The organism is Halomonas sp. PR-M31 (genome assembly GCF_001039575.1).
In the GTDB taxonomy this organism is placed as follows: domain Bacteria; phylum Pseudomonadota; class Gammaproteobacteria; order Pseudomonadales; family Halomonadaceae; genus Modicisalibacter.
Window position 1 is genome coordinate 19,200 of the sequence record NZ_JIBT01000043.1, and the last position, 24,426, is coordinate 43,625.

The 24,426-nt window shown below is 60.0% G+C and carries 20 protein-coding genes and 2 pseudogenes; 12 read left to right on the top strand and 10 right to left on the bottom strand.

Going from position 1 to position 24,426, the window contains the following annotated elements; genetic code table 11:
• Positions 1-29: 29 nt before the first annotated feature.
• The 4 genes and pseudogenes from CH74_RS18330 to CH74_RS12460 form a co-directional block, all read right to left on the bottom strand.
• Complete coding sequence (locus CH74_RS18330) at positions 30-653, bottom strand: FMN-binding negative transcriptional regulator (RefSeq protein WP_082140417.1); 624 nt, start codon at positions 651-653, stop codon at positions 30-32.
• 43 nt (positions 654-696) lie between these two features.
• Positions 697-918 (bottom strand): annotated as a pseudogene (locus CH74_RS20065) (CopG family transcriptional regulator).
• A 186-nt stretch (positions 919-1,104) separates the two neighbouring features.
• Complete coding sequence (locus CH74_RS12455; protein WP_048307879.1) at positions 1,105-1,569, bottom strand: GFA family protein; 465 nt, start codon at positions 1,567-1,569, stop codon at positions 1,105-1,107.
• A gap of 214 nt (positions 1,570-1,783) precedes the next feature.
• Positions 1,784-2,242, bottom strand: coding sequence for a cupin domain-containing protein (locus CH74_RS12460; RefSeq protein ID WP_048307880.1), 459 nt, complete (start codon positions 2,240-2,242; stop codon positions 1,784-1,786).
• Between the two features lie 691 nt (positions 2,243-2,933).
• Between CH74_RS12460 and CH74_RS12465 the strand changes: the two are divergent.
• From CH74_RS12465 to fhuF, 12 genes and pseudogenes are all read left to right on the top strand, one after another.
• Positions 2,934-3,670 (top strand): annotated as a pseudogene (locus CH74_RS12465) (DUF3450 domain-containing protein).
• A complete protein-coding gene (locus CH74_RS12470) occupies positions 3,667-5,070 on the top strand; it encodes a MotA/TolQ/ExbB proton channel family protein (protein WP_156181512.1) in 1,404 nt (467 codons plus the stop codon). The pseudogene CH74_RS12465 and the gene CH74_RS12470 overlap by 4 nt, the downstream one beginning before the upstream one ends.
• Positions 5,051-5,608, top strand: a complete 558-nt coding sequence (locus CH74_RS12475; protein WP_048307881.1) for a MotA/TolQ/ExbB proton channel family protein — start codon at positions 5,051-5,053, stop codon at positions 5,606-5,608. Before CH74_RS12470 ends, CH74_RS12475 begins: the two co-directional genes overlap by 20 nt.
• The gene (locus tag CH74_RS12480) at positions 5,601-6,008 is read left to right on the top strand and encodes a biopolymer transporter ExbD (RefSeq protein WP_048307882.1); all 408 of its coding nucleotides are present in this window, start codon (positions 5,601-5,603) and stop codon (positions 6,006-6,008) included. Before CH74_RS12475 ends, CH74_RS12480 begins: the two co-directional genes overlap by 8 nt.
• Positions 6,005-6,766 (top strand): energy transducer TonB, encoded by a 762-nt coding sequence (locus CH74_RS12485; protein ID WP_048307883.1) that lies wholly within the window; start codon positions 6,005-6,007, stop codon positions 6,764-6,766. Before CH74_RS12480 ends, CH74_RS12485 begins: the two co-directional genes overlap by 4 nt.
• A 113-nt stretch (positions 6,767-6,879) precedes the next feature.
• Positions 6,880-8,142 carry an MFS transporter gene (locus CH74_RS12490; RefSeq protein WP_053070751.1) on the top strand — a complete coding sequence of 421 codons (1,263 nt, stop codon included), beginning with the start codon at positions 6,880-6,882 and terminating at the stop codon, positions 8,140-8,142.
• A gap of 41 nt (positions 8,143-8,183) precedes the next feature.
• Positions 8,184-9,491 carry a lysine N(6)-hydroxylase/L-ornithine N(5)-oxygenase family protein gene (locus CH74_RS12495; protein ID WP_048307884.1) on the top strand — a complete coding sequence of 436 codons (1,308 nt, stop codon included), beginning with the start codon at positions 8,184-8,186 and terminating at the stop codon, positions 9,489-9,491.
• Positions 9,492-9,662: 171 nt separating this feature from the next.
• Positions 9,663-10,430 (top strand): ATP-binding cassette domain-containing protein, encoded by a 768-nt coding sequence (locus CH74_RS12500; RefSeq protein ID WP_048307885.1) that lies wholly within the window; start codon positions 9,663-9,665, stop codon positions 10,428-10,430.
• Positions 10,430-11,353 carry an ABC transporter substrate-binding protein gene (locus tag CH74_RS12505; protein ID WP_082140419.1) on the top strand — a complete coding sequence of 308 codons (924 nt, stop codon included), beginning with the start codon at positions 10,430-10,432 and terminating at the stop codon, positions 11,351-11,353. The genes CH74_RS12500 and CH74_RS12505 overlap by 1 nt, the downstream gene beginning before the upstream one ends.
• Complete coding sequence (gene fhuB / locus CH74_RS12510; RefSeq protein WP_048307886.1) at positions 11,346-13,346, top strand: Fe(3+)-hydroxamate ABC transporter permease FhuB; 2,001 nt, start codon at positions 11,346-11,348, stop codon at positions 13,344-13,346. The genes CH74_RS12505 and fhuB overlap by 8 nt, the downstream gene beginning before the upstream one ends.
• 156 nt (positions 13,347-13,502) lie before the next feature.
• Complete coding sequence (locus CH74_RS12515; protein WP_048307887.1) at positions 13,503-15,659, top strand: TonB-dependent receptor; 2,157 nt, start codon at positions 13,503-13,505, stop codon at positions 15,657-15,659.
• A gap of 254 nt (positions 15,660-15,913) precedes the next feature.
• Complete coding sequence (gene fhuF / locus CH74_RS12520) at positions 15,914-16,747, top strand: siderophore-iron reductase FhuF (protein ID WP_053070752.1); 834 nt, start codon at positions 15,914-15,916, stop codon at positions 16,745-16,747.
• Positions 16,748-16,771: 24 nt separating this feature from the next.
• Here fhuF and CH74_RS12525 read toward each other — a convergent pair whose 3' ends face one another.
• The 6 genes from CH74_RS12525 to flhB form a co-directional block, all read right to left on the bottom strand.
• On the bottom strand, positions 16,772-17,473 hold the full coding sequence (locus tag CH74_RS12525) for an RNA polymerase sigma factor FliA (RefSeq protein ID WP_048307888.1): 702 nt from the start codon (positions 17,471-17,473) through the stop codon (positions 16,772-16,774).
• A gap of 126 nt (positions 17,474-17,599) precedes the next feature.
• Positions 17,600-18,055 carry a flagellar protein FlhE gene (locus CH74_RS12530; RefSeq protein ID WP_053070753.1) on the bottom strand — a complete coding sequence of 152 codons (456 nt, stop codon included), beginning with the start codon at positions 18,053-18,055 and terminating at the stop codon, positions 17,600-17,602.
• Positions 18,056-18,206: 151 nt separating this feature from the next.
• On the bottom strand, positions 18,207-18,779 hold the full coding sequence (locus CH74_RS12535; protein WP_048307889.1) for a hypothetical protein: 573 nt from the start codon (positions 18,777-18,779) through the stop codon (positions 18,207-18,209).
• On the bottom strand, positions 18,776-21,157 hold the full coding sequence (gene flhF / locus CH74_RS12540; RefSeq protein WP_048307890.1) for a flagellar biosynthesis protein FlhF: 2,382 nt from the start codon (positions 21,155-21,157) through the stop codon (positions 18,776-18,778). Before flhF ends, CH74_RS12535 begins: the two co-directional genes overlap by 4 nt.
• Positions 21,157-23,238, bottom strand: a complete 2,082-nt coding sequence (gene flhA / locus CH74_RS12545) for a flagellar biosynthesis protein FlhA (protein WP_048307891.1) — start codon at positions 23,236-23,238, stop codon at positions 21,157-21,159. Before flhA ends, flhF begins: the two co-directional genes overlap by 1 nt.
• Complete coding sequence (gene flhB, locus CH74_RS12550; protein ID WP_048307892.1) at positions 23,235-24,398, bottom strand: flagellar biosynthesis protein FlhB; 1,164 nt, start codon at positions 24,396-24,398, stop codon at positions 23,235-23,237. Before flhB ends, flhA begins: the two co-directional genes overlap by 4 nt.
• Between the last annotated feature and the right edge of the window lie 28 nt (positions 24,399-24,426).

The window sequence follows — 24,426 nt, forward strand, 5'->3', positions numbered from 1 at the left end:
AGAAAAATCCGTCCGAGTGCCGCGTATTGTTAGCCGATAAATTCAGACATTGCCGACTCACTTGCAGTGCCATTAGCAAGACCTGCTTTTACGCCAGTTCGATTACGTTCTGGATGGTTTTGGCTTGCTTTTACTTGTCCCGTAAGATTTTCGATGTGGATTTCAATTCCAACAATAGCTTTTACCAGACGACTGGTGAACTCGGCTGGAGCATCATCTACAGCCCATGGATTCTCTCTACCGGATTCGTGAACATCTGTTAACTGATTAAGATGTTCTTTCAGCCAATCATGCTCTTGGATAATAGAGACTTGTCCTTGCACATGAACCGCAAGATAGTTCCATGTGGGAACAACCCGTCCCGTCTCGGCTTTTGTTTCATACCAAGACGGTGACACATAGGCATTCGGCCCCTGAAAGATCGCAAGAACAGATGCACCCTTCTCAATCTTCTTCCACACAGGGTTCACACGCGCCACATGGCACTTCAACATGCCAAGCGGGTGTTCTTCGCTGGCACTGAAATGAAAAGGGACATGGTTAGCATCAACACTATCACCGTCAGCAACCACCAGTACGCCAAAGCTATATTCCCTGATGTACTGCTGAAGTTTCTCTTGGTCTTCTTCTCGAAAATGACTTGGTACTAGCATTTTGATATCTCTCTGGGCGGATTTTTATACAGCTAGAGTTCCGCTAACGTGCGCCGCTTGCAGAGTCACCATTGGGCGATTTGTTAGCAGCTTCTGCCTGGAGGCGTTCAACTAGCCACACCTTGATAATTGATTGGCGGGTAACACCTATGCGCGCTGCCTCACGATACAACGACGCTACAACTCAAGCGGGGAAGTCGACGTTGATTCGCTTTTGTTGTTGGTTGACGCGACGGGCCGTGGACAGATCAAGATCTTCAATAATACCTTTTTACTCACCCTGCAAGATGTTGAAGGCGTAGTGCAACTGCTAACGCCAAAGCTCATTTATCGCCGGCGCGGGCGCAGCCCGCAGAGGGAAGCCGAAACACGGCATCGTTTTTGGGAGGGATCAACTGCAACGATTTGTTATAGGGCATTATTAGCTACTGTTTGCTTTGTCTGTCACGTGTCACGTCGGGCGCGGACCGTATCGAGAAAACTCTTCAATCAACTTACCGAAAGCCACGAACTCGGGTTGAGTCTCGTAACAATACATCGCTGGTGTTTTTGCCCAAGGCAGCCCCTCTTGTGTCCAAAATTCGACGAAGGGCACGAACCAACCGTACTCATCTAGCATCGAAGAGCGTACATTCACGAACTGGTCCATACCTTCTGGACGCGTGAACATCCAACTCATGCAGTGCGGGCAGAAATAATGACGCGTGGCGCCGTGCAACCCGCCGATCACAGGCTCGCCAGCTGTAACAGCAAAGCCCTCGCTCGGGATGGAAAGTGACAGCGAGAAGGCGCTTGCGGTCATGCGCTGACAACCTATGCAATGACAAACTGAGGTGAGTAGCGGTGGTGCGCTTACTTGAAGCCGTGTTTGGCCGCAACGGCAACCACCATTCCAGGGCAATTTCCACTCATCCATAATTTCTGCTCCTCATCCAGAACTCTATGCTATCCCAAATCTCATCTAAAACAGGGAGGTTTACAGTTTACACAAGCATCGCGACTAGCGGGTAAACCATAGTTTCCTCCACTGCTCAGTTCCGATTGAGATATAACGCACAAGCTCAGCCGCCGATAAACTGCGTAGCGGGTTGGCGGTCGGCTGCAGCGATTTGTTGGGCAGCATGACAGCGCTAACGCTTGATGTGCTCAATATTTGAATGCTCGACAACATTCCATTCGCCGTTATTGCGGTAAAGGCGCTTCTTGAGATTGGGATAGTCGGTGACGTCTTGGGCAAGACGTTGTCCGATAACGAGACAAACCAAAGGCTCTGAACCTTCAGCCCTCATGTAGTGAGCGACGCCGTTCAAGGGACAGCCGATAAAATCTCCGGAAGCAATAGATTGGGTCTCTGTGCCAATCGTAGCTGTTCCGCTCCCGGAAAGGACGTAGATGCACTCTTCTTCGAAGAAATGCACATGCAACTCTGTGGAAAAATGCCCTGGTTGCACTGTGATGATGTGAACGCCAATGTTCTTGAGACCAACAGCGTCTCCGAGAGACTTGTTGATGCGAACTGCATCGTCGTTGAGGAAATGAACCTTTTTCTGCCCAGTCATTTCGGCAATAGCATTTGCCGACAGATACATACCTACCTCTTTGCTGCCCAACAGCAATTAGTTAGATAGAACGCTTAGTTATTGCGCAAATCTGACCACTTCATGATTACGGTTTTTGATCCACAAACCACCCACCTAATATATAAAACAAAAGCTTAGCTAACCACCCTGCTGACTGCTACGTAATCATTTGACTTCTGTTATTTGCTTACACGACAAAACTGTACATAAATATAAACTTATAGAAATCCAGCCTACGTTAGGGAAACCGCCTCGATTACGTGATCAGGTTCGTGCTTTCATTCGCGTCAATCATTACAGCATCCGCACGGAAAAAACCTATTGGTTTTAAATTCGCTATTCCAACCGCTTACAGCAGATAAAACATCCCTGTGATATCAGATCACAAGAAGTTAACCAGTTTATGACATGACTTGCTGCTCCCTGAAATGGCAACAGCCCTCCTCCTCACTTTCATTGAGCACCGATAACCTCGGCAGTGTCACCCGACCCTTTGAATTCTCTCCTTTACAGAACGGGATCAAGCAGCTCTGTCACCGTTACCGATGTCACCATGATCGGCCCCAGCAAGACAGTGGCATGAGCTTATGACGCCATTGATAATTATTTGCATTGGTGGCATGGTACGAACCGTTTTTACTCATAGCGCTATAAGGGATTCAGCGTGAAGACAATTCGCTTACGCGGCTTTTCCTGTTTTGTGATCTGGCTTTTGCTGGCTGGTGTCGCCCAGGCCCAGGAAACAGCGAGCAATGCTGATGCCTCCTCCCCGCCCAAGCAGGCTCAGCAAGCCAAAATCGACGCTGCGAATGAAGAAACTCAGGCGCTACTCGCCGAGCTGAGTCGGCTTGAAACCAATACCCGAAGATTGAACGCCTACAACGATGAGCTCGAGCGAGTGGTGACGCATCAGGCGGATCTGCTTGAGCGTCGTGAAAGCGCACTCGACTCTGCGAATTCGATGCAGGAATCATTGCCTCCCCTATTACGGACTCTTGTGCAACGCCTAGACCGCTGGGTCGATGGCGACCTGCCTTTCCTGCAAGAAGAGCGCAAGGCCCGAGTCGACAACCTCGAACAGATGCTGGTGAATCCAGAACTCGATGGCGCCGAACGCCTGGACAGGGTGCTTTCCGCCTGGCGCACCGAGTTGAACTACGGCCGGGAAATGGACGCCTGGCGCGGCATGCTAGACGAGCAGCGTGAGGTCGATTTTCTACGCCTGGGCCGAGTTGGGTTTTACTATCTTACGCAAACGGCCATGAAGGCGGCGTTTGGCGTTCAGAGCAAAATGAGTGGCAACCTTTGAACGACGATGCCCGTCGGCAAGTGCATAAGGGCTTGAGCATCGCCCGGGATCAGCGTGCGCCTGAGCTGCTGGAACTGCCGGTCTCCAACGCGTTACAGAATGCCGACGACCCAGGAGCAGACTCATGACAATGCGTGAAAGGATGATTCACGGCTGCGGGATCGTGCTATTGCTGCTCTCGTCATATGGCCTGGCCCAATCCGATGATTCGAATCAATCTCTCAATGACCAGCGAGCCTCCACAGATGCCGAGAACATGGCTCGGCTTGCCGCCTTGGCAGATGATCCCGAAGCTCTGGATCAGGCTCTGGAGGCCGTGCGTGAACGCCAGACGACGGAAACCGAACGCCGTAGCGAACTGGAGGCCCGGCAGGCAGAACAGCGTAAGCGCCTCGATGAACTCAAGGCGCCTCGCAACGCGACTGGGGATGATCAAGAAGCAGGTAGCGAACAAGAAAACGCCGATCTGCAGGCAGTGGCAGATGTACTCGATGGGCAGGTTGGCGAGCTGCGCGATGACCTGGCGGACAGCTGGCTGACCCTGGGCGAGTTTACGCTGCCCGAACGGCGCGACCCGGACGCTCCTCTGACACCCGAGCGCATTGAAAACGTGGCGGATGCGCTGATGGCGCTGACCCGGGAAACCGGACGCATCTCGCAATTTACCGCTCCGGTGGCCAATGCCGATGGCAACGTGACGGATCAGAACATCATACGCCTGGGGGATATGGCGGCCTTCAGTAACGGTCATTGGCTGCGCAAGGGTGAAGGCGACATGGCGCCAACCATGCTCGAGCAATTACCCGCCACGGTCCAAAACAATCTTGCGACTTTTGCCGAAGGCGAAAACACGCCTCTAAAGCTCGATCCGACTCGAGGCAAACTGCTTGACGCCCTGATGCAACACCCCTCCCTGCTCGAACGCTTCCATCAGGGCGGTGCGGTGGGTTACGTGGTGGTGGCCCTGGGAATTTTCGGCCTGATCGTGGCGCTAGTGCAGTACGCCTACCTGCTGATCGTCAGTGCCCGCCTGCGTCGTCAGCTCAAGGGGTTGGATAGCCTGCGCCAGAACAATCCTTTGGGTCGGGTGCTTGGCAAGTTCAAGACGTTGCATCACGGGCTTGCCCCGGAGGCCTTGGAAGCCCGGCTGGACGAATCGCTTCTTGCAGAACAGCCACGGCTCGAACGGGGCCAGGCCCTGGTCAAGTTGCTGGCTGCCGTCGCGCCATTGCTGGGGCTACTCGGCACCGTGACCGGCATGATCGTCACCTTCCAGGCCATTACGGTGTTCGGCACCGGCGACCCGCAGCTGATGGCCGGCGGCATCAGTCAGGCACTGGTCACCACCGTACTGGGGCTAATCACGGCAGTACCGCTGCTGTTCGCCCATACCGCTCTGACCAGCCGCAGCCGACATATCGTTGCGATCCTCGAAGGCCGCGCCAGTGCCGTGTTGGCGGAACATCTCGAGAGTCAGCCCGCAAGCGACACGTCTAACGAGCATCACCATGCCACTTCCCTGGCTTGATCCGGCTGCACTCCTGCTCGATCCATTCCTCTGGCTGTTCGACGCCGGGGGGGTGGTACTCGTCACCATTCTGGGCGTGGCGATCCTGCTGTTTTCGCTGGGACTGGAACGCTGGTGGTATTTCCGCTTCACCTGGTGCCGGGAACGCCACGCCCTGGTAAGCCAATGGATGGCACGCAAGGATCGCCAAAGCTGGAGTGCCTTGACCCTGCGGGAGGTGTGGACGCGGGATCTGATCGCCCGATTGCGCCGCCCCCTGCCCTGGCTGAAACTGCTGGTCATGCTTTGTCCGCTGCTAGGGCTGCTCGGGACCGTGACCGGTATGATCGCGGTTTTCGACGGTCTGGCGCTTCAGGACACCAGCCAGGCTCGGGCGATGGCGAACGGCGTGGCCCGAGCGACGCTGCCGACGCTTGCGGGCATGGCGGTGGCAGTCATGGGACTTCTCTTTACCACTCGATTGGAATTCATCATCCGGCGTGAGGATCAGCGGCTGCATGACCGCATGGCCCGCGCCGTGGAGAGCACTCATGCGTAGACGGCGCTTGCAAGGTGACAGTAGCGATGCCAGCGAGGTCAACCTGACCCCGATGCTGGACGTCGTGTTCATCATGCTCATTTTCTTTATCGTCACTACCAGCTTCATCAAGGAAAGCGGCGTGGAAATTCAGCGCCCGCAGTCCAGCGCAGCCACCCCCCGACCGGACGCCCAGGTCATGGTCGCACTGACCGCCGAGGGTGCGGTCTGGGTCGATGGTCAGCCGGTGGATGCCCATCGCGTAGGCAGTGAAGTAGCGGCACTGATCAGCGATCAGGGCAGCGTCGTGATCCAGGCAGATCGAGAATCCACCACGGGACTGCTGGTGGAGGTCATGGATCGTCTGCGCGAGGCCGGGGTCGAGGATGTGGCCGTGGCCGCCACCCGCGGTGGCCCATGATCCGAGCGCCCGTATCCGCTCTGGCCGGCATCGCCCTGGCGCTGGTGCTGTTCTGGCTGCTGGCTCTGCTGGTGGCGCCGCCGGAGGCCCCGGTGGAGATAAAAAAACAGGCCATGTCTTTGAGCATGACCGATGCGCCTCAAGCCCAATCAGCGGAGTCAAGCGCCGGCTCCCAGGCAGAAGCATCCCCGCCGCTGCCCCAGCCACCCACTCAGATACCGCCGCAACTATCGCCCCCGGAGCCTATACCGGCCCCGGAAGCGGATAGCAATATCGCGGTCTCGGAACCCGAGCCAGAGCCAACGCCGGAGCCCGTCCCGGAACCAAAGCCAGCGCCGAAGCCCGAACCTGAGCCCAGGCCCCAGCCGGCACCAGCGCCTGAACCGACGCCCCAGCCTGCTCAGGCCAGCAGTGCCGGAAGCTTCGCCGGTACGTCACCCAATCCCAGTCAATCTCAAGCAGCTGGCGCCGGCAGCGCGCAATCCGGTCCCAAGGATGTCGGCCAGGCGTCGCCGGTCAGCCAGGTGCCGCCGCAATATCCAGCAAGAGCCCAACGGCGCAATCTGGAAGGCCATGTGGTGCTGACGTTTCTGATCCGTCCGGACGGCAGTGTGGACGCCTCTTCTATCAAGGTAACCGACGCGCGGCCGCGACACGTCTTCGATCGAGCCGCTCAGCAGGCGGTGTCCCAGTGGCGATTCGAGGCCACCGGCGAGCTGCGGCGCGCGCGTCAGCGCCTGGAATTCAGGCTGAGATAGTCAGTCGTCGCTAACCGACGACGCTCTCTCTACAAGACGCTACACAGCCAGGCTTGATCCCCTCCCTTTGGATGCGAATAATTCGCAATATCAAAGAAACAGGATCAGAGTTCATGTCTCGGGCTGTCCTTGCCCCTCCCACGACTGTTCCGCCTGCTCGTCATGCCCTATGGCGCATCAGCGCCAGTGCGGCGCTGCTCGGGCTGGGTCAGAACGGCTTGCTGGTTGCGCTGCCGGTGCTGGTAGCGACGTTCGGTCTGCCGCTGTCCCAATGGGCAGGCCTGATTCTGTTGGGCTCGATCATGTTCTTGTTTGGCAGCCCGTTCTGGGGGCAGATCGCGGATCGTCACGGCAGCCGAATCGTGGTCCTGCAGGCACTGGCAGGCTATATCACAAGCTTTGCCCTGATCGGTTTGGCTCTGTGGCTCTCTACTACCCAAGGGCTGCCCCAGGGCTGGCTGATCAGCCTGATTGCTATGGCACGTATTCTCTATGGGTTGACGGTCTCGGGCATGGTACCGGCCTGTCAGCAGTGGGCCGTCGCCCTCGGCACTCGCGATCAAAGAGACGACAGGCAGCGGGTTGCCGCACTGGCTATCGTCAGTGCCGGTTTGAGTGCTGGTCGGCTGCTGGGCCCGTTGATTGCCGCCGCCAGTTTGAGCCTGTCCGCCTATGCGCCTTTTGCCGTCATGCTGGTGGCCGGACTCGCTGCAGTACTGCTGGTGTACGGCGTTCCCGTGCCCAGAATGACCACTGACGCCTCGAGGAGCCTTTCTCGCACCTGGCCGCCCTTGATCAATGTGCCGTTCTTGATCATGGCGATACTGCTATCCGTGTCCGTAGCCCTGATGCAACTCGGTCTGCCGGTGCAGCTACAGGCCGCGTTTGTCATTGATGCTACCGAGGCAAGCCACATGATGGGGCTCTTGTTGTCCTTGAGCGCGCTAGCCGCACTTGGGGTTCAGCTTGGAGTGATACGCGCCCACCGATTTGGCTGGCAAGGATTGTTAACCCTCGGTGCACTGGGCATGGTCATCGGCTATGCCCTGCTGTTTCGTGCCGACGGCATGTCGCTGTTCGTGCTGGGCGTGGGCATAGCAAGCGCCGGCGCGGCGTTGATCGTGCCGGGCTACACCGCCGGTGCCGGAATGCATCAGGCACAAGGCGCCAGCGCCGGCTTTCTTGGCATGGCCCATACCCTGGGCTACGCCGGGGCCACTCTGCTAGTGGGTTTGGCAGATCCTGACTGGCTGCTGGGGCTTGCCCTCCTGGCGGCCTTGATCGTCTTGCCTCTGGTGGTGCTTGCACGTTATTTGATTTCCGTGACGACCCCATTGCGTCTCGACGATCTATCGTCTCAGAGCGATAATAAGTAATAGTTATCATTTAAATTATCATTTGCAGAAGGAGCGACCCAATGCCTGATGACAACGTACTCGATCTTGCGGGCCTAGGCGTCGGCCCCTTCAATTTGAGCATTGCGGCGCTTGCGGACAGCCATGTCCCTGGGCTCGTCACGCGCTTTTTCGAGCGTCGTTCCAGGATCGTCTGGCATCCGGGCCTGATGCTGCCGGACACTCATCTGCAAACCGGTTTTCTCAAGGATCTGGTGACCGCCGTGGCACCGGACAGTCCTCATTCGTTTCTTAATTATCTGGTTCGCCACCGGCGCTTTTATCGTTTCATGACCGCCGGGCTTGCCACCGTAAGCCGGGCAGAATTCTCCGACTATCTGGGTTGGGTCGCCGGTCGTCTGGACAGCGTCACGTTGGGCGAGACGGTACGCGAGGTGGGTATCGATCCTCAGGGCTTCTTGTTGCATACGAACCGTGGCCATTACCGAGCGCGTCATCTTTGCCTGGGCACCGGTAAGGCGCCCTGGTGGCCGGATTTCGCCGAAAAGCAGCAAGGACCACAGTGCCTGCATGGGGCTCATATCGCCGATGAACCCCGAAATTTCAGCGGGCGTCGGGTAGTGATAGTCGGCGGCGGTCAAAGCGGTGCCGATATCTTTCTCAACGCCCTGCGCGGTTATTGGGGCAAGCCTGAAGAACTGCTCTGGGTCTCCCGACGACGCAATTTCCAGCCTCTGGACGAAACCGCCTTCACCAATGAATACTTCACCCCGCACTATACCCAGGGCTTTCACGAGCTGCCTCTGGCGGTGCGCAAACGAGAAGTAGCCGCCCAAAAGCTCGTCAGCGACGGTATTACCCCGGCGACGCTGCAGACCCTCTACCAGGAGCTTTATCATCGCTTCGATGTGCTGGGTGAGCCCCGTTGGGCGCGCCTGCTTCCTCATCGTACCGCCATCGATCTGCAGCGCCGAGGACAGGCATTTGCCTTGACCACGGAGCACGGTCTTTGCGGAGATCACGAAATCTTTTCGGCGGATATCGTCGTCTTTGCCACGGGCTTTCAATCCCGGCTGCCGGACTGCCTGGCGCCGCTAGCCGAGCGACTGCATCGGGATGAGCACGGCGAACTGGTGCTGGGCGCCAATTTCGATCTGGCCTGGGAAGGTCCGGCTCAGCATCGGCTTTACGCGGTCAATGCCGGTCGTCATAGCCACGGTATCGCAGAACCTCAGCTATCCCTGATGGCATGGCGCTCCGCCAGGATTCTCAATCATGTGGCGGGGCATCAGGTGTTCGATCTCGAAGAAGATGATGGCCCTATCGCCTGGCAGTCCGTGAATGAGCAGCGCTGGGCCCAGGCGATCTAGCTCAGGCTCTTGGCGCCGCGATTATCTTTGATAACGATTCGTGCTTAGTTTATCCTTTGCCGGCGTGTCGCTCACCCAGGCCAGCACTGCCTAGCAGCACTGCGTCATGCTTGACGCCTTCTGGAGCGACACGATCCTCTTCACCGATGCTGCAGGGTCACCGAGAATTCCATGTTCGAAGTCGATGCCGCCAGCTTCTCGGTTGGCGATAAACAGCTATTGCAACCGCTCGATCTCACCTTCACCGAGGGGCAGATCTACGGCCTGATCGGCCACAACGGGTCCGGCAAGTCGACGCTTCTCAAGCTGCTTGCCCGTCAGCAATCCGCAAGCCAGGGGGAGATACGTCTTCATGATCGCCCTCTGTCGAACTGGGGCAGCCGGGAATTTGCCCGGCAGGTGGCCTATCTGGCACAGCACCTGCCCGGGGCCGACAGTCTCACCGCCCGGGAGCTGATCGGCTTCGGCCGCTACCCCTGGCACGGCCTGCTGGGCCGTTTTGGCGAGAAGGATCGCGCTCAGGTGAAGCGAGCCATTGCCTTGACCCATACCCAGGATTTTATCGAGCGCCAGGTCGATACCCTTTCCGGCGGCGAGCGCCAGCGGGTCTGGCTTGCCATGCTGATCGCTCAGGGCAGCCGTTTTCTGCTGCTCGACGAGCCTTTGTCCGCCTTGGATATCGCGCACCAGGTCGAGGTTCTGGCGCTGATACGCACGCTTTGTCGGGAACTCGGTCTAGGGGTGATCATCGTGTTGCATGACGTCAACATGGCGGCGCGCTACTGCGATCAGCTTATTGCCCTGCACAGCGGCCGGGTACTGGCCCAGGGCGCGCCGTCAGAGCTGATGCGTGCATCCACCCTGGAAGCCATCTACGGCATTCCCATGCAGGTGATGCCCCATCCGGGAGGCGAGCATCCCATCGCCGTGATTCACTGATGGCTGCCAGCTCTACCCTCTCTGCTTCTTTCGTGGCGCAGGCCACCTTCAGGGCGCGAATCAGGGGCGTGCTTGCGGCGCTGCTGCTCTTGCTGGCCAGCACGCTGCCGGCCCGGGCCGCGGAGTCGTCCATCGTGACCCTGGACTGGACCGTGGCGGAAACCATGTTGGCTCTGGGGGTGGTGCCCCAGGGAGTGGCCCAGCTCGATGCCTACCGCGACTGGGTTGGCAGCCCGGAGATGCCTGCAAGCGTCGTCGATCTTGGCCTGCGTGCCCAGCCCAACCTGGAGCTGCTGGCGGATCTCGATCCTTCTGACATCCTGATCACGCCGCTGTTTGCCTCTCTCGAGCCACGACTTTCCCGTATCGCCCCGGTCACGACTCTGGGCATCTACGCCACCAGCAACGATCCTTGGGCGAGTATGCTCGCGGCTACCCGCAAACTGGGCAGGCTGACCGGTCGGCCCGAGGCCGCCGAGAGGCTCATCGCCAGCACCGAGACGCAACTGGCCCAGGCAAAAAAGCGCCTGCCCGAGAATTCGCCAGCGTTATTGGTCGTGCAGTTCATGGATGAACGCCATGTGCGCGTCTTCGGTGAGCGCAGCCTTTTTCAGGGCGTACTCTCCCGGCTGGGACTCGATAATGCCTGGCAGGAAAAGACCAATACCTATGGGTTCTCTCTAGTCGGCCTGGAAGATCTGGCGGAACTGAAGGCACACCTGGTCGTCGTGGAACCACTGCCGACAGGCGTCGAGGAACAGCTCGCCGAAAGCGGTCTTTGGCAGAATCTCGATGCCGTACGTCGACATCAGGTGAGCACTCTGCCGCCGGTCTGGAGCTTTGGCGCCCTGCCCTCCGCCCAGCGCTTCACCCACCTGCTGGTAAAGGCGTTGACTCCAAAGGAGCGCGCCGAGGATGTCTGATATCGCCTCTCGCTCCACCAGACCCTGGCTGACACCGGCCTGGGCCTGCGTCTTGATGAGCCTGCTGACCCTGCTACTGGCCTGGTGGGTACTGAATACCCATCTTGATCTTTCAACCGCCGCAGGGGCTTTGTTCGCCCCGGCACAAGACGATATTGCCCAGATAGTGGCCCACTACAGCTGGTGGCCGCGCCTGAGCATTTCACTGCTAAGTGGCGGCGGGCTGGCCCTGGCCGGCGTACTGATGCAGCAGGTGCTGCGCAATCCCCTTGCCGCACCTACTACGCTAGGCGTTGCCAGCGGCGCCAATCTGGCACTGCTTGCAGTTACCTTGATGGCCCCAGGCTTGCTGGCCTTTGGCCGCGAATGGGTGGCCCTTGCCGGCGGCGGTCTGGCCATGGGGCTCGTGTTTCTGCTTGCCTGGCGGCGCGGTCTGACACCCATGGTGGTGGTGCTTGCCGGGCTGGTGGTCAATCTCTACTTCGGCGCCCTTGGCACGGTGCTGCTGCTGTTTCACCAGGAAGAACTCAAGGGCCTGATGATTTGGGGGGCAGGCTCCCTGGCCCAGAACAACTGGGACGGAGTCATGTTCCTGTGGCCGAGGCTTGCACTCGGCGTCGGCCTTGCCCTGCTGCTGCTCAAGCCTCTGGCGATCCTGGAACTCGACGATGCCAACGCTCGTAGCCTGGGGGTGTCTCTCAAGTATCTACGCCTGGCGAGTCTGGCGCTGGCGGTGTTCATCACCGGCTGCGTGGTCAGCGTGGTAGGGGTGATCGGCTTTATCGGTCTGGCGGCGCCGGCCATCGTACGCCTGCTGGGGGCCAGGCAACTGCTTTCACGCTTGATCTGGTCGACGCTTTTCGGCGCCTTGTTGTTAGCTGCCACGGATCTGCTGCTGCAGCGCTTCTCCGGCGCCTTGCCGACCCTGATCCCCACTGGAGCCACCACCGCCGCCCTGGGGGCACCGCTACTGCTATGGCTGATTCCGCGTCTGCGTTTGAAAACCGGTCAGCCTCAGCCTCAGGGCATCACCATAGGGAAACGTCGAGCTGCGATCGGCTCCTGGCTCGCAGGCCTGGGCCTGGCGCTGGTCACCGCCATGGTCGTTGCCTTGTGTGTGGGTCAAAGCGCCGAGGGCTGGCAATGGCAACTGCCATTCATTCAGGACTCGATGATCCAGTGGCGGCTGCCGCGCATGCTGGCCGCCGGGGGCGCGGGCATCATGCTGGCGGTGGCCGGCACCCTGATTCAGCGCATGACCGGCAACCCCATGGCGAGCCCGGAAGTGCTAGGCATCAGCAGCGGTACCGCCATTGCGTTGATCCTGACACTGTTACTGCTGCCCGGCGCCAGCCAGCTGACCCTGATCGGTCTCGGCACTCTAGGGGCGTTGGTGACCCTTGCGGTGCTGGTGGCCCTCAACAAGCGCAGCGGTTTCCTGCCGGAACGGCTGCTGTTGAGCGGCGTGGCCATCACCTCTTTGTTCGACGCCCTACGAAGCTTCATTCTCGCCGGGGGCGATCCTCGCGGCCAGCAGATCATCGCCTGGTTTTCCGGCTCCACCTACTACGTGGATCTGCCCACGGCGTTGATCCTGTCAGCCCTTGCCATCGTTCTAGCCCTGGCGGCACGCCCTTTTGCCCGCTGGCTCGATCTGCTGCCCTTGGGCGCCACCACCGCAAGCGCTTTGGGTGTGGCGGTGCTGCGTTCGCGGCTGGCGCTTTTGGCCTTGGTAGCCCTGCTTACCGCCAGCGCCACTCTCATTGTCGGCCCCTTGAGCTTCGTTGGCCTGCTGGCGCCTCACATGGCCCGTTTTGCCGGATTCTCCCGAGCCCGGGAACATATACTGAGCGCGGCGCTGATTGGCGCTCTGCTGATGGTCGTGGCGGACTGGCTGGGCCGGCAGCTGCTGTTCCCCTCGGAAGTGCCTGCGGGGCTGGTTGCCTCGCTGCTGGGGGGTGCCTACTTCATGTGGGGGCTGCGCCGGCTGTGAGAAACTTGGCGAAAGCGACAGGGGATATCCAATCCATGGGAGGACTATTTTTTCATATCAAAGATACGAATAATTATCGTTGATAACTTGTTTATCAATGCTAACATCTTTCGTCATTGCTCTTCGCTTTCATGTCGCCCTTCAAGGAACAACAGAATGAAAACCCGCATGACCGTCGGTTTGGCCATGGTGGCCAGTTCAGCCTCGCTGAGTCTGCACGCTCAAGACACTCAAGACACCATGGTCGTCGTCGGGTCGCGCACGCCGAGTCAGATCAGCCAGATTCCCGGCGCCGTGTGGGTCATCGACAATGAACAGCTCGGCGATCAGCTGGATACCGGCGCGGATCTCAAGACTGCCCTTGGTCGGCTGGTGCCGGGGCTGGATCTGGCCCCCCAGGGGCGTACCAACTTCGGCCAGAATCTGCGCGGGCGCAGCGCCCAGGTGCTCATCGATGGCGTCTCTCTCAATAGCTCCCGCGGGCTGTCCCGACAGTTCGATGCCATCGACCCGTTCAACATCGAGCGGGTCGAGGTGCTCTCCGGCGCCAGCAGTCTCTATGGCGGCGGCGCCACCGGCGGTATCATCAACATCATCACCCGCAAGGGGGAGCCGTCGGACAGGCCCAACTGGCGCACCCAGGCCCGGGTCAAATCCGGCTTCCAGGACAGCGACGACTTCGACAAGCGCATCGCCCAGTCCGTCAGCGGCGGCAGCGAGCGCGTTCAAGGCTATCTTGGCACCGCTTTCGAGGATCATGGTCGCGCCTACGACGGTGACGGCGACGAAATCTTTCCCGACATCACCCAGACCGATCTGCAGGACAATCGCAGCATCGATGTGCTGGGCAATCTGAACATCAACTTGACCGAGGAGCAGACGCTGCAGCTCACCGGTCAAATCTATCGCTCCGGCTACGAAGGCGATCGCGGGCTTTACTTCCCGAACGTGGACGCGGTGCCCGCCGGCAACCTGGAAGGCGCGGAGATTCGCGACGGCTATGAGTCGGATCGTGATCCGGCCACGGATCGCAAGCTGGTCGACGCCCAGTATCACCACAGCAATCTGCTCAATCAAAACTTCTACCTGCAGGCCTATTACAGAGAGGAAGAAGCCAGCTTCAACGCCTTCCCCTACCCTCGCCCTCTACCCAGCGAGCGCCGTTTTGCCACGGAATTCGCCACCTCCAAGCAGAATACGGATCTCGGCGGCGTCAAGGCGCTGTTCGACGCGGATTTGACCGACAGCATCGGCCTGACCTACGGGCTGGACTACAGCCGCGAGTCTTTCGATGCGGATCAAATGTTCTTCGATGTGGCCACTACGGACGCCACCGGCGGTCTGGTACAGGATGAATCCCGCACTGAGGATCGCTATCCGAGCTACGACGTGGACACCCTGGCAGGCTTTGCCCAGGGCGACTGGCAGCTGACAGAACGCTTGAAGCTTTCAGCAGGTGTACGCCAGCAGCACACGGACGTGGACGTGGACGATTTCACCAAGCGCGACTATGACCGGGCGACGGGTGTACGTCAGGGGGTGTTGGTGCCCGGTGGCGACAACGACTACGACGAGACCCTCTACAACGTCAGCGTGCTATATGACTTCGGTGAGCATCAGACCTGGCTGCGCTACAGCCAGGGCTTCGAGCTGCCGGACCCGGCCAAGTACTACGGCAAGAGCCCGGAGATCAGCGTCGACGCCAACCCTCTGGACGCGGTGAAGACCGATCAGGTGGAGCTGGGCTGGCGCTACGCCGGGGCCAACTGGTCCGCCCAGGCAGCTCTCTATTACGCCTGGTCGGACAAGGCAGTGGAAAACAACGATGACTTGAGCGTGTCCGTGGTGGATGACAAGAAGCGCGACTACGGTTTTGAAGGCGCCGCGACCCGCTACTTCGATCACGGTTTCGAAGCCGGCGGCACCCTGCACGCGGTGCGCTCGGAGCAGAAGATCGATGGCAGCTGGGACAAGCGGGACGTGCGCTACGCTTCAACGTCTACCGCCACCGCGTTTGTGGGCTGGTCAGATTTTGAGCGCTCCGCACGGTTGCAGGCCAATCATGTGTTCGATCTGGACGACGATCAGGATCAGGAAATCGACGGCTATACCACCCTGGATCTGTTGCTGGGGCAGAACACCCGCTTTGGCAAATTCAGCGTCGGGGTCGAGAACCTGCTGGACAAGAGCTATTCCACGGTATGGGGGCAACGCGCGGAGCTCTTCTACTCGCCGAACTTCGGTCCGGCTTATTTGTTCGACTATCAGGGCCGGGGGCGGGCCTATAGCCTGAGCTGGTCCATGGACTATTAAGGCTCTTCGACGTTTCATGCGAATTCGGTCTGATCCATCGCCCGATAAATCGGTCTCCTACAAAACCCCGTGATATCAATTGCCTGTAGGAGATCGCTTTAGCGAGCGATAGGTGCATCGAGCTCCATGCCGAGCGTTGGAATCTGCGTGCCGCCCATGTCCTGCCACCTGTAGTATATAGCCCCATCGTGTCTCGGCGACGGGGCAAATTCCACACCCATCGTCGAAAAGCTTTGTTCTATTAAAAGAGCTACATGCACAAGGATACACAGCGCCCCGCTGCCAAACGACTTGCCGCCCTCTATCGCGGGCCCTTCGAGGCAGCGGAGCCACCCATGATTGCAGAACGTCCGCCGCCGGAGGCCTTGCCGGCGGCGGACTTTCTGGTGCCCGATAGACTTGAAGAGGTGTTGATTCGCTTCGGGGAGCGCTACGCGGTGTTTGAGCCACGTGGCGTCGCATCCCAATGGTCGAAGTGGTATTTCCTGGCGCTGCTGGTACCGGAACTCCTGGCGAGAGCGCTGCTTTGGCGCTCCCTGCCGGTGGCCCTGGATCGGCTTCATCTGCTACTGGCATCGGATGGTCGGGTCGAGCGCCTATGTTTTCAACGCGGCGGCGCTGGGCTACACACGGAAGATGAAAGCCTGACGCTCAACCTGCTGGATGACAATCTAGCGCCGCTGATCGAAGCCCTTGCCGGGTTTTCAGGTGCCTCGCCCCGAGTGTTCTGGAGCAATGCCGGCAATGTCTTCGAGCAGTGCCTGGGTCAGCTTGCTCATCATCCCGATGCTCTGCCCGGCATGACTGACGATCTTCAGCACTTTCTCACCCAGCGCCGATTGGCGGATGGGCGACGCAACCCCTTGTATCGACCGGTGCGCTATCAAAAACAGTCAGACGGCAGCACCCGGCGGGTGCGTCGCCTATGCTGCATCCGCTATCTTGTTCCCGAACTTGGCTACTGCGGCAACTGCCCTTTAAAAGAGCCAAATAAATTACCGAACGAAATGAAGCACAAGGCGCACGGAGCACAGGAACCGGAGCATATGGGTATATGTGAGGATTCCGAGCACCGCGCAACGAAGTGATTCGTTCGTGCAGATATTTATTTCTCAAGCGTCTGCCAGCTTGACGCGCAACCGTGCTACCGCCTGACTATGCAACTGACAGACCCGAGATTCACTGACCCCCAGCACTGCGCCGATCTCTTTCAAGTTGAGCTCTTCCTGATAGTAAAGCCCCAGCAGCAGTTTTTCCCGCTCTGGAAGCTGGTCGATCGCCCCGACCAGGCGCTCGCGCTGTTCGCCGCTGACCAGCGCATCGAAAGGTGACTTGGGCCCGCTGATGCCGGCATCCGGCTCGTCGCCTTCAGCAAACACATCGTCATAACCCAGTAGCTGGCCGTTGTTGGTGTCCGCCAGACGCTGGCGATACTCTTCCATGCTCAGCGACATCGCCTCGGCGATCTCCCGTTCCTCTGCCGGCCGGCCCAGCTCCTGCTCCAGGCGGCGCAAAGTTTCATCCACCTCCCGGGCGTTGCGCCGGACGCTGCGCGGCACCCAGTCGCGACTACGCAACTCGTCGATCATCGCGCCACGGATACGCTGGCTGGCATAGGTGGTAAAACTGGCACCCTGACCCGAATCATAGCGATTCAGACAGTCCAGCAGCCCCACCATACCCGCCTGAATGAGATCGTCGAGTTCGACGCTGGCCGGAAGCTTTACCTGCAACGACAGCGCCTGACGTCGCACGATAGGTAAGTACTGATCGAGTATTGCGCGCTGATCGATTTTGCCTTGTGCCGTATACATCCCACATGCCTCGTGCTGTCGAAGGACGACAGCACCATGACTTCATTGGGGTGCTGTCCATGGGAGTAGTATTACGTCGTTTGCGTCGCTACCAAGCGACAAATACCCTTGTAAGCCGATAGCTATTCAACCTTTAGGAAAACCGGGCGATATCGATCGGTAATTCACGATGACTTGAAGGCCCTGAACCAGAACCGGTTTGGGTGCGCGAGCATCCTGGGGAAGTCGAAAAACGAAAAACAGTGGCTGGTTGGGGTTCGATCCGGCCAGGGCCTGGCTGGTACCTCGGGCGGTGGGCAATGAAAAGCAGCGCTCGCCTTGGCACAGCCAGGCCTCGAGGGAAGGCTGACCCGGGGGTGGCGCAAAGCGCCAGCTGATGCTGTGAATACGAGCGTCGGGAGATAGCGAAGAAGACGGTGCAATGGGCGCGGACTGCACCAAACGCCCTGGGGTGAATAGACGTACGCTCGACGCGCTGCCGACCCAGCTGCCAGACGCTGCCTGAGCGTCCGGCGTCAATATCGACAGCACCATCAACGGTGCTATCAACAGTAGATATAAAAAGGCGCTTTGACATTTCATGTGGATTCGCTCCAGCCATCGCCCGATAAATCGGTCTCCTACAAACCCCGTGGTATCAACTACCTGTAGGAGCTCGCTTCAGCGAGCGATAGGCGCATCGAGCCCCTTGTGCTATTGCACACTAAAGATAACGAGCAGCGAAATCTGCGTACTAGTCTTTGCGGATTCGCGGTGGCGTGATCACCAGCAGTTGCATGTCCAGAAACTGTGCCGCTACCTGCTGAAGATTGTTGAGTAGCCCCGCCCGGGAAGGCAAGGGAGAGTGCACCAGCAGCAAACGCCGGGGCCCGCCTTGTTGTGCCAGGCGCTTGAGCATGGCGTAGGCGCGGCGAAAGCCATCCAGGTCGTCCCCCACCCACAGCGCCCAGCGGGACTGCTGGGTTACCAGCGCCGAGAAATGCGGGCTGCTCATGGACAGCGGCAGAATGCGCCAGCTCTCGGGATCTTCCACCCAGCGCTGGCCCTGAGCATGCCAGCGCGTCAAGGCATCCATTACCGGTGACACGTCTGCATCCGCACCCCGTGGAAGCCCCAGGGTGACCAGTACTTTTGTGGTGTGGTTCGTGTCAGCCTGACTCGAATCGAACTGGCTGACCGAATCGACCAATGACTCAATTTCCGTCGTTGGCTCAACGACGGATGACGATTCAACCGCAGCTGATGCAGCAGGCGTCTGGGACTGCGCCCAGCGCCTTAGCCCCGCGGCCTGATCGACCTGGCTCACGCCGCCACCTCATCGATCAGCCCCGCACCGCCCAGCATGAGAAACACGTCTCGCGCGGTCAGCAGATGCAGCAGTGCATCCATCAATACCTGAGTCGAACGTCCACGCTGCTTTCCGAGTAACCCCATCAACTGCGCCCTGACATCCATCGCCCAGTCGCTTCGCTCCTGATCGAGTCGGCTCACCGTTGCCGCAATCCCCGCTGCTATCAGCAAACGCAGCTCCGGATCAATCTTCTCGCCGGCATCCGCAAGACGCTGCCAGGCGCGACGGGTAAGTTGCGGCAGATCGTCGTGTACCAGCTGTGCCACCAGCGCCTCGGCAAAGGCGTGATCCGGCGCCTGTAAAGAGCCATGATCCGGTGATCCTCTTCCCACCACTGCATCTCGCGGCGCCAGCCAGTAGCGCTGGGCCAATTGGCGCTTGTTCTCTGGATCGCTCAAGAGACCGAACCATGCCGTCAGGGGCGCACCATCCGCCAGAGAGACCGTCAAACGAGACAGCTTCAGATGGGCATCGCGCCCACGATAGCGACAGCTCAGCTCGGTCCAGGTAGTCGCCAGGTTCGCAAGCTCCTTCAGGCGCTGACGCCTGCCTTCAACGATGACCTGGGAACCGGCCTGGGCCGTGGCCAGCCACAGCGAGCCGCTGCGCGCCATGCATTGGCGTGTCGCGGCTCCGGGGCAGCGCGGCAACAGCTGCCAGCGAATATCCAGCTGCTCCCTGGCCCAGTCCAGGCGCCCTTCTTCCCCGACAGGCAAGCGATGTATCAACCAGGGCAGTGCCTGACTCTGGCCTGCCGCGTTCAGAGACAGCGCCGGCATCGTCCAGTCCACCCCGCTGACGGATTTGGCCTGGGCCCACAGCATGGCATGAGCCGGCTCGGCGCTCTCGAGATGGCGCTGTCTTTGTGCAACGTCGAGTAGTCCCTCAAGATGGGCCTGCTGCTGCTCCAGGGAATACCCAAGCAGCGGCCAGGCGCGTTCGAGCAGCGCGAAGCCAGCTACCTCGTTTCTCAGCGTATTCAACGTCGAGACCAATGCCCTGCCCTGGCCCAGCAGCCCTCGGGTCAGCTGTTTGCGGGATTGAGTCTGCTTACGCTGGGAAAAAGCACCGGAAGCTTGCGGCACCTCCGCGGCAAAGGAGGAGTCTCCTTTCACGCTCAAGGCCTGATCCAGCAATGTATTCCTGTCTGCCAGGCTCAAGTCCTCCGGTACCTGCTGCCCGTGGGAGACATAGTGCAGTCGCAGGCCGTGGCGAATGGCGATATCCAGCACCGCCCCCAGACGCGGCGCTTCATCCACCTTGGTCAGAATCGCTCCGAACAGGGGCGCGCCCGCCGCCTTGGAGGCACGCTGGTAGGTCTCGACCACTTCTTCAAGGGTGTCACCGTGGCTGGCGGCATTGAGCAGCAGCAAACGCCGGATCGGACGAGCCGCCTGCCCGGATGCCTGCCCTGTTGAATCGCCGAGCATCGCAATCTGTCCCGCCAGACGCTGATCCCGCTGACTCATGCCCACAGTGTCGATGATGACCAGGCGCTTGTGAGCGAGTCTTGTCAGCAGATCCCCCAAGGGCGCATCCGCTTCCAGGGCATGCACGTCCACTCCCAGCAGTCGAGCATAGATGCGCAGCTGCTCGTGGGCGCCAATTCGATAGCTGTCCGTGGTCACCAGGGCCACGCCCGCAGCGCCGTGGCGCATCACGTAGCGAGCGGCGAGCTTGGCGGTGGTAGTGGTTTTGCCGATACCGGTCGGGCCGATCAGGGCAAACACACCGCCTTGATCCAGCAATGCTGCTTCGTCATCGAGAATCGGTAACCTTGACGTGAGCTGACGTTTGGCCCAGGCCAGCGCCGGCTCGTCCGAGGCGTGCACCAGCTCCGCCGGCGGCGTCTCGAGCAGCTCTTCCACCAGGTGCACACCGAATCCGGCCCCCAGAAGACGGCGCTGCAAGCGCTCCAGGGTGCTTTCCTCTCCCCTTCGTGACGGGTCCGCCGCACGCTGGGCCTGGCCGGTCAAAAGGGTACGCAGATCCTGCATCTCCCCCAGTACTCGTTCGCTGAAAGCGGCGAAATCCGGTTGAGGCGCTGCGGGCATCTGAACGCGCTCTGTCACCTGGGACGGTGCGGAAGCATTCGTTCTCGTCGGCTGTCTGATCGGCGCGGCGGCTTGTACCGGCTTTGGGGAAGCAGGCGGCGACTGGGTCGCAGCTGGTGAACCCACCATTTGACCGTGGGCGTCTTCCGCCATGGCCAGAATCTCCACCCCCTCCGCCACATTGCGGTTCGAGAGAATCAGGGCATCGTCGCCCAGGGCGGCGCGCAGCTGGCGCATGGCGTCGCGGCTAGTGGCCCCAACGAATCGTTTGACGCTCATCAATGACCTCCAATCAGGGTCGTGACACGAAGAGTTCTATCATCGGGAATCTCGGCCTGGGACAGCACCGACAAATGCGTCAGGCGGCGGCGCAGGAATCGCGAAAGCAGGGCTCGCAGACCGTGCTGAACCACCAGCACCAGTGGTTCGCCGCTGGCTTCCTGGCGGGCCACACCGGCTTCGGCTTCCCGCATCAGGGTATCTGCAAGGCCCGGTTCGAGCGCCCCGCCGCCGTTCATGGCCTGGCTCAACACCTGCTCCAGATTGGCATCGAGGCCGATGACGTGCAGCTCGCTCTGTCCCGGGAAGCAGTGTTGGGTAATGGCTCGACCCAGGGCCACCCGCACCACGGCGGTGAGTTCATGGGCATCGCTCTGGGGCGTGGCGTGCTCCGCCAGGGTATCCAGAATGGTGCGCAGATCGCGAATCGAAACATCCTCTTCCAGCAGGTTATGCAACAGTCGCTGAAGGGTGGTCAGGGAAATCAGCTTGGGCACCACATCCTCGACCAGGGCCTTGTTCTCGTCGCCCATCTTGTCGAGCAGCTGCTGCACTTCCTGGCGCCCCAGCATTTCACCGGCGTGGTGATGCAGGAGATGATTGAGGTGAGTGGCGACCACGGTGCCCGCGTCCACCACGGTGTAGCCATACACCTGAGCATGTTCGCGCTGGGAGGCGTCGATCCATACCGCCGGCAGTCCGAAGGCCGGGTCCGTGGTGGTGGTGCCCTCGAGACGCCCGGACACCTGGCCCGGATCGATGGCCAGCCACTTGCCGGGATAGGCTTCGCCGCGGCCGGTCTCGACCCCCTTCAAGGTGATTACATAGGTGTTGGGGCCCAGCTCCAGGTTGTCGCGAATGTGCACCACCGGCGGCAGGAACCCGACCTCCTGGGCAAACTTCTTGCGCACGCTCTTGATGCGTCCGAGCAGTTCGCCGTCCTGGCGATGGTCTACCAGGGGGATCAACCGATGCCCTACTTCGAGCCCCAGGGTATCCACCAGCTGAACGTCGTCCCAGCTCGCCTCCGGGGCTTCCTGGGAAGGCGGGGGTGCCGCGGCGTTGATAGTCTCTTCGGCGAGCTTGTCCTGATTGCGACGCATCAGCCACCAGGCCAGGCTACCCAGCATGACGCTGAAAAGCAGGAACACCAGATTGGGCATGCCCGGCACCAGACCCAGCAGACCCATGACGCAGGCCGCCAGAATCAAGACCCGGGGATTGGTGAACAGCTGCCCCATCATCTGCTGCCCCACGTCCTGGTCGGTATTGACCCGGGACACGGTGACACCGGCGGCGGTGGAGATGACCAGGGCAGGAATCTGGGCGACGAGACCGTCACCGATGGTCAGCAAGGTATAGGTGCGAGCGGCGCTGGCGAAGCTCATGTCGTGCTGCATCACCCCGATCAGCAAGCCTCCGATGAGATTGACCACCATGATGATCAGACCAGCCACGGCGTCGCCACGCACGAACTTGCTGGCACCGTCCATGGAACCGTAGAAATCGGACTCCTGGGAGATCTCGGCGCGGCGCTTCTTGGCGTCCTCTTCCCCGATCAGACCCGCGTTCAAATCCGCATCGATGGCCATCTGCTTGCCCGGCATGGAGTCCAGCATGAAGCGCGCCCCCACCTCGGCAATACGCCCGGCGCCCTTGGTGATGACCATGAAGTTGATGATGACCAGAATCAAGAACACCACCAGCCCCACGGCAAAATTGCCGCCGATCAGGAATTCACCGAAGGCCTGGATGACCTTGCCAGCCGCGTCGCCGCCTTCGTTGCCGTCCATCAGCACCACTCGAGTCGAGGCAACGTTGAGCGAGAGTCTCAACAGTGTGGTAAACAGCAGCACCGCGGGAAACGCGGCGAAGTCCAGGGGCTTCTGGGTAAACATGCTCACCAGCAGCACCATGATGCCCAGCGCGATGTTGAAGGTGAAGAACAGATCCAGTACAAACGGCGGCAATGGCAAGATCATCATGGACAAAATCATGAGGATCAGAATCGGCCCCGCCAGAATCTTCATGCGGGCATCGCCCAGAAAGTTCTGTCGGCCCAAGCTAGCAAACAGGTTCATCGTGAATCCTCGGAAGATGAAGCAGGCCGGTTGGTATCGTCCAGCTCGGCGGGTACTGGCAGATCGCTGGGTTTGTCGGGCATCTCGCCCCCTTCCCGGCGTACCTGCTTGAGTCGAAACGCCCAGGCCAGCACTTCGGCCACGGCGGTATAAAGAGCGGCGGGTATTTCGTGATCCAGATCCACATGGCGATACAGCGCCCGGGCAAGTGGCGGCGCCTCGAGTCGGGGAATGGCGTGCTCCTCGCCGAGTTCACGAATGCGGGCGGCAACCGCATCGGCGCCCTTGGCCACTACTCTAGGGGCGCCCATGTCATCGCTATAGCGCAGGGCCACCGCATAGTGGGTCGGGTTGGTGACGATGACGTCCGCCTCCGGCACCTTGCTCATCATGCGACCCCGGGCCATGGCCTGCTGCTGCTGACGAATGCGACCCTTGACCTGAGGATCGCCCTCGGATTCCTTGTGCTCCTGCTTGATCTCGTCCTTGGTCATGCGCAGCTGCTTGTTGTGGCTCCAGAGCTGATAGGGCACGTCGATGAGAATCACCACCACCAACGACAGTACGATCAGGCCGCAGCACAGCGCCGCAAGCTTCAAGGCGTGAAACAGGGCGATCTGCAACGGTTGATCCATCAGGGCCAGAAGTTCGCCTCGCTTGGCCCATAAAAACGCCACCGCTACGCTGCCGGTAAGGACCGATTTGGAAATTGCCTTGGCCAGTTCCGCCAAGGCCTGGCTCGAGAACATGCGCTTCAACCCTTTAAGCGGATTGAGCTTGGAGGCCTGGGGCTTTAGGGATTTGGCGGAAATCAACCAGCCGCCGAGCAGCGCCGGGGCTACCAGGGCCACCACGGTCAGCAGAATAAAAAGCGGCGCCAAGGCGATTAGCGTATTCGTGCCCAGGGTCCAGAGGCTTGCCAGCATTCGGGTGCTGTCGAACGCAATACTGCGATCGAACAGGAACGATTGCTCCATCACCGTGCCGAGCTGGTCGTAGAGCAGCGTGCCCGTGGTCCACAGCCCCGCCACCCCGGCCATCAGCATCATAAAGGTAGAAAGCTCTCGGGAACGGGCGACCTGGCCTTCTTCCCGCGCCTTTTCCAGGCGTCGCGGCGTCGGCTCTTCGGTTTTATCGTCGTCGCTACTATCGTCGGCCATGGCCACCACGCAAAAGAACAGCGGTAAA

Coding starts and splice junctions, on each gene's coding strand:
- CH74_RS12485 (WP_048307883.1), top strand. CDS start 6,005: ATGATCCGAGCGCCCGTATCCGCTCTGGCCGGCATCGCCCTGGCGCTG.
- flhF (WP_048307890.1), bottom strand. CDS start 21,157: ATGAGCGTCAAACGATTCGTTGGGGCCACTAGCCGCGACGCCATGCGC.
- CH74_RS12495 (WP_048307884.1), top strand. CDS start 8,184: ATGCCTGATGACAACGTACTCGATCTTGCGGGCCTAGGCGTCGGCCCC.
- CH74_RS12460 (WP_048307880.1), bottom strand. CDS start 2,242: ATGTATCTGTCGGCAAATGCTATTGCCGAAATGACTGGGCAGAAAAAG.
- CH74_RS18330 (WP_082140417.1), bottom strand. CDS start 653: ATGCTAGTACCAAGTCATTTTCGAGAAGAAGACCAAGAGAAACTTCAG.
- CH74_RS12515 (WP_048307887.1), top strand. CDS start 13,503: ATGAAAACCCGCATGACCGTCGGTTTGGCCATGGTGGCCAGTTCAGCC.
- CH74_RS12470 (WP_156181512.1), top strand. CDS start 3,667: ATGACAATGCGTGAAAGGATGATTCACGGCTGCGGGATCGTGCTATTG.
- CH74_RS12505 (WP_082140419.1), top strand. CDS start 10,430: ATGGCTGCCAGCTCTACCCTCTCTGCTTCTTTCGTGGCGCAGGCCACC.
- CH74_RS12525 (WP_048307888.1), bottom strand. CDS start 17,473: ATGTATACGGCACAAGGCAAAATCGATCAGCGCGCAATACTCGATCAG.
- CH74_RS12455 (WP_048307879.1), bottom strand. CDS start 1,569: ATGGATGAGTGGAAATTGCCCTGGAATGGTGGTTGCCGTTGCGGCCAA.
- flhB (WP_048307892.1), bottom strand. CDS start 24,398: ATGGCCGACGATAGTAGCGACGACGATAAAACCGAAGAGCCGACGCCG.
- CH74_RS12480 (WP_048307882.1), top strand. CDS start 5,601: ATGCGTAGACGGCGCTTGCAAGGTGACAGTAGCGATGCCAGCGAGGTC.
- fhuF (WP_053070752.1), top strand. CDS start 15,914: ATGCACAAGGATACACAGCGCCCCGCTGCCAAACGACTTGCCGCCCTC.
- CH74_RS12500 (WP_048307885.1), top strand. CDS start 9,663: ATGTTCGAAGTCGATGCCGCCAGCTTCTCGGTTGGCGATAAACAGCTA.
- CH74_RS12530 (WP_053070753.1), bottom strand. CDS start 18,055: ATGAAATGTCAAAGCGCCTTTTTATATCTACTGTTGATAGCACCGTTG.
- flhA (WP_048307891.1), bottom strand. CDS start 23,238: ATGAACCTGTTTGCTAGCTTGGGCCGACAGAACTTTCTGGGCGATGCC.
- fhuB (WP_048307886.1), top strand. CDS start 11,346: ATGTCTGATATCGCCTCTCGCTCCACCAGACCCTGGCTGACACCGGCC.
- CH74_RS12475 (WP_048307881.1), top strand. CDS start 5,051: ATGCCACTTCCCTGGCTTGATCCGGCTGCACTCCTGCTCGATCCATTC.
- CH74_RS12490 (WP_053070751.1), top strand. CDS start 6,880: ATGTCTCGGGCTGTCCTTGCCCCTCCCACGACTGTTCCGCCTGCTCGT.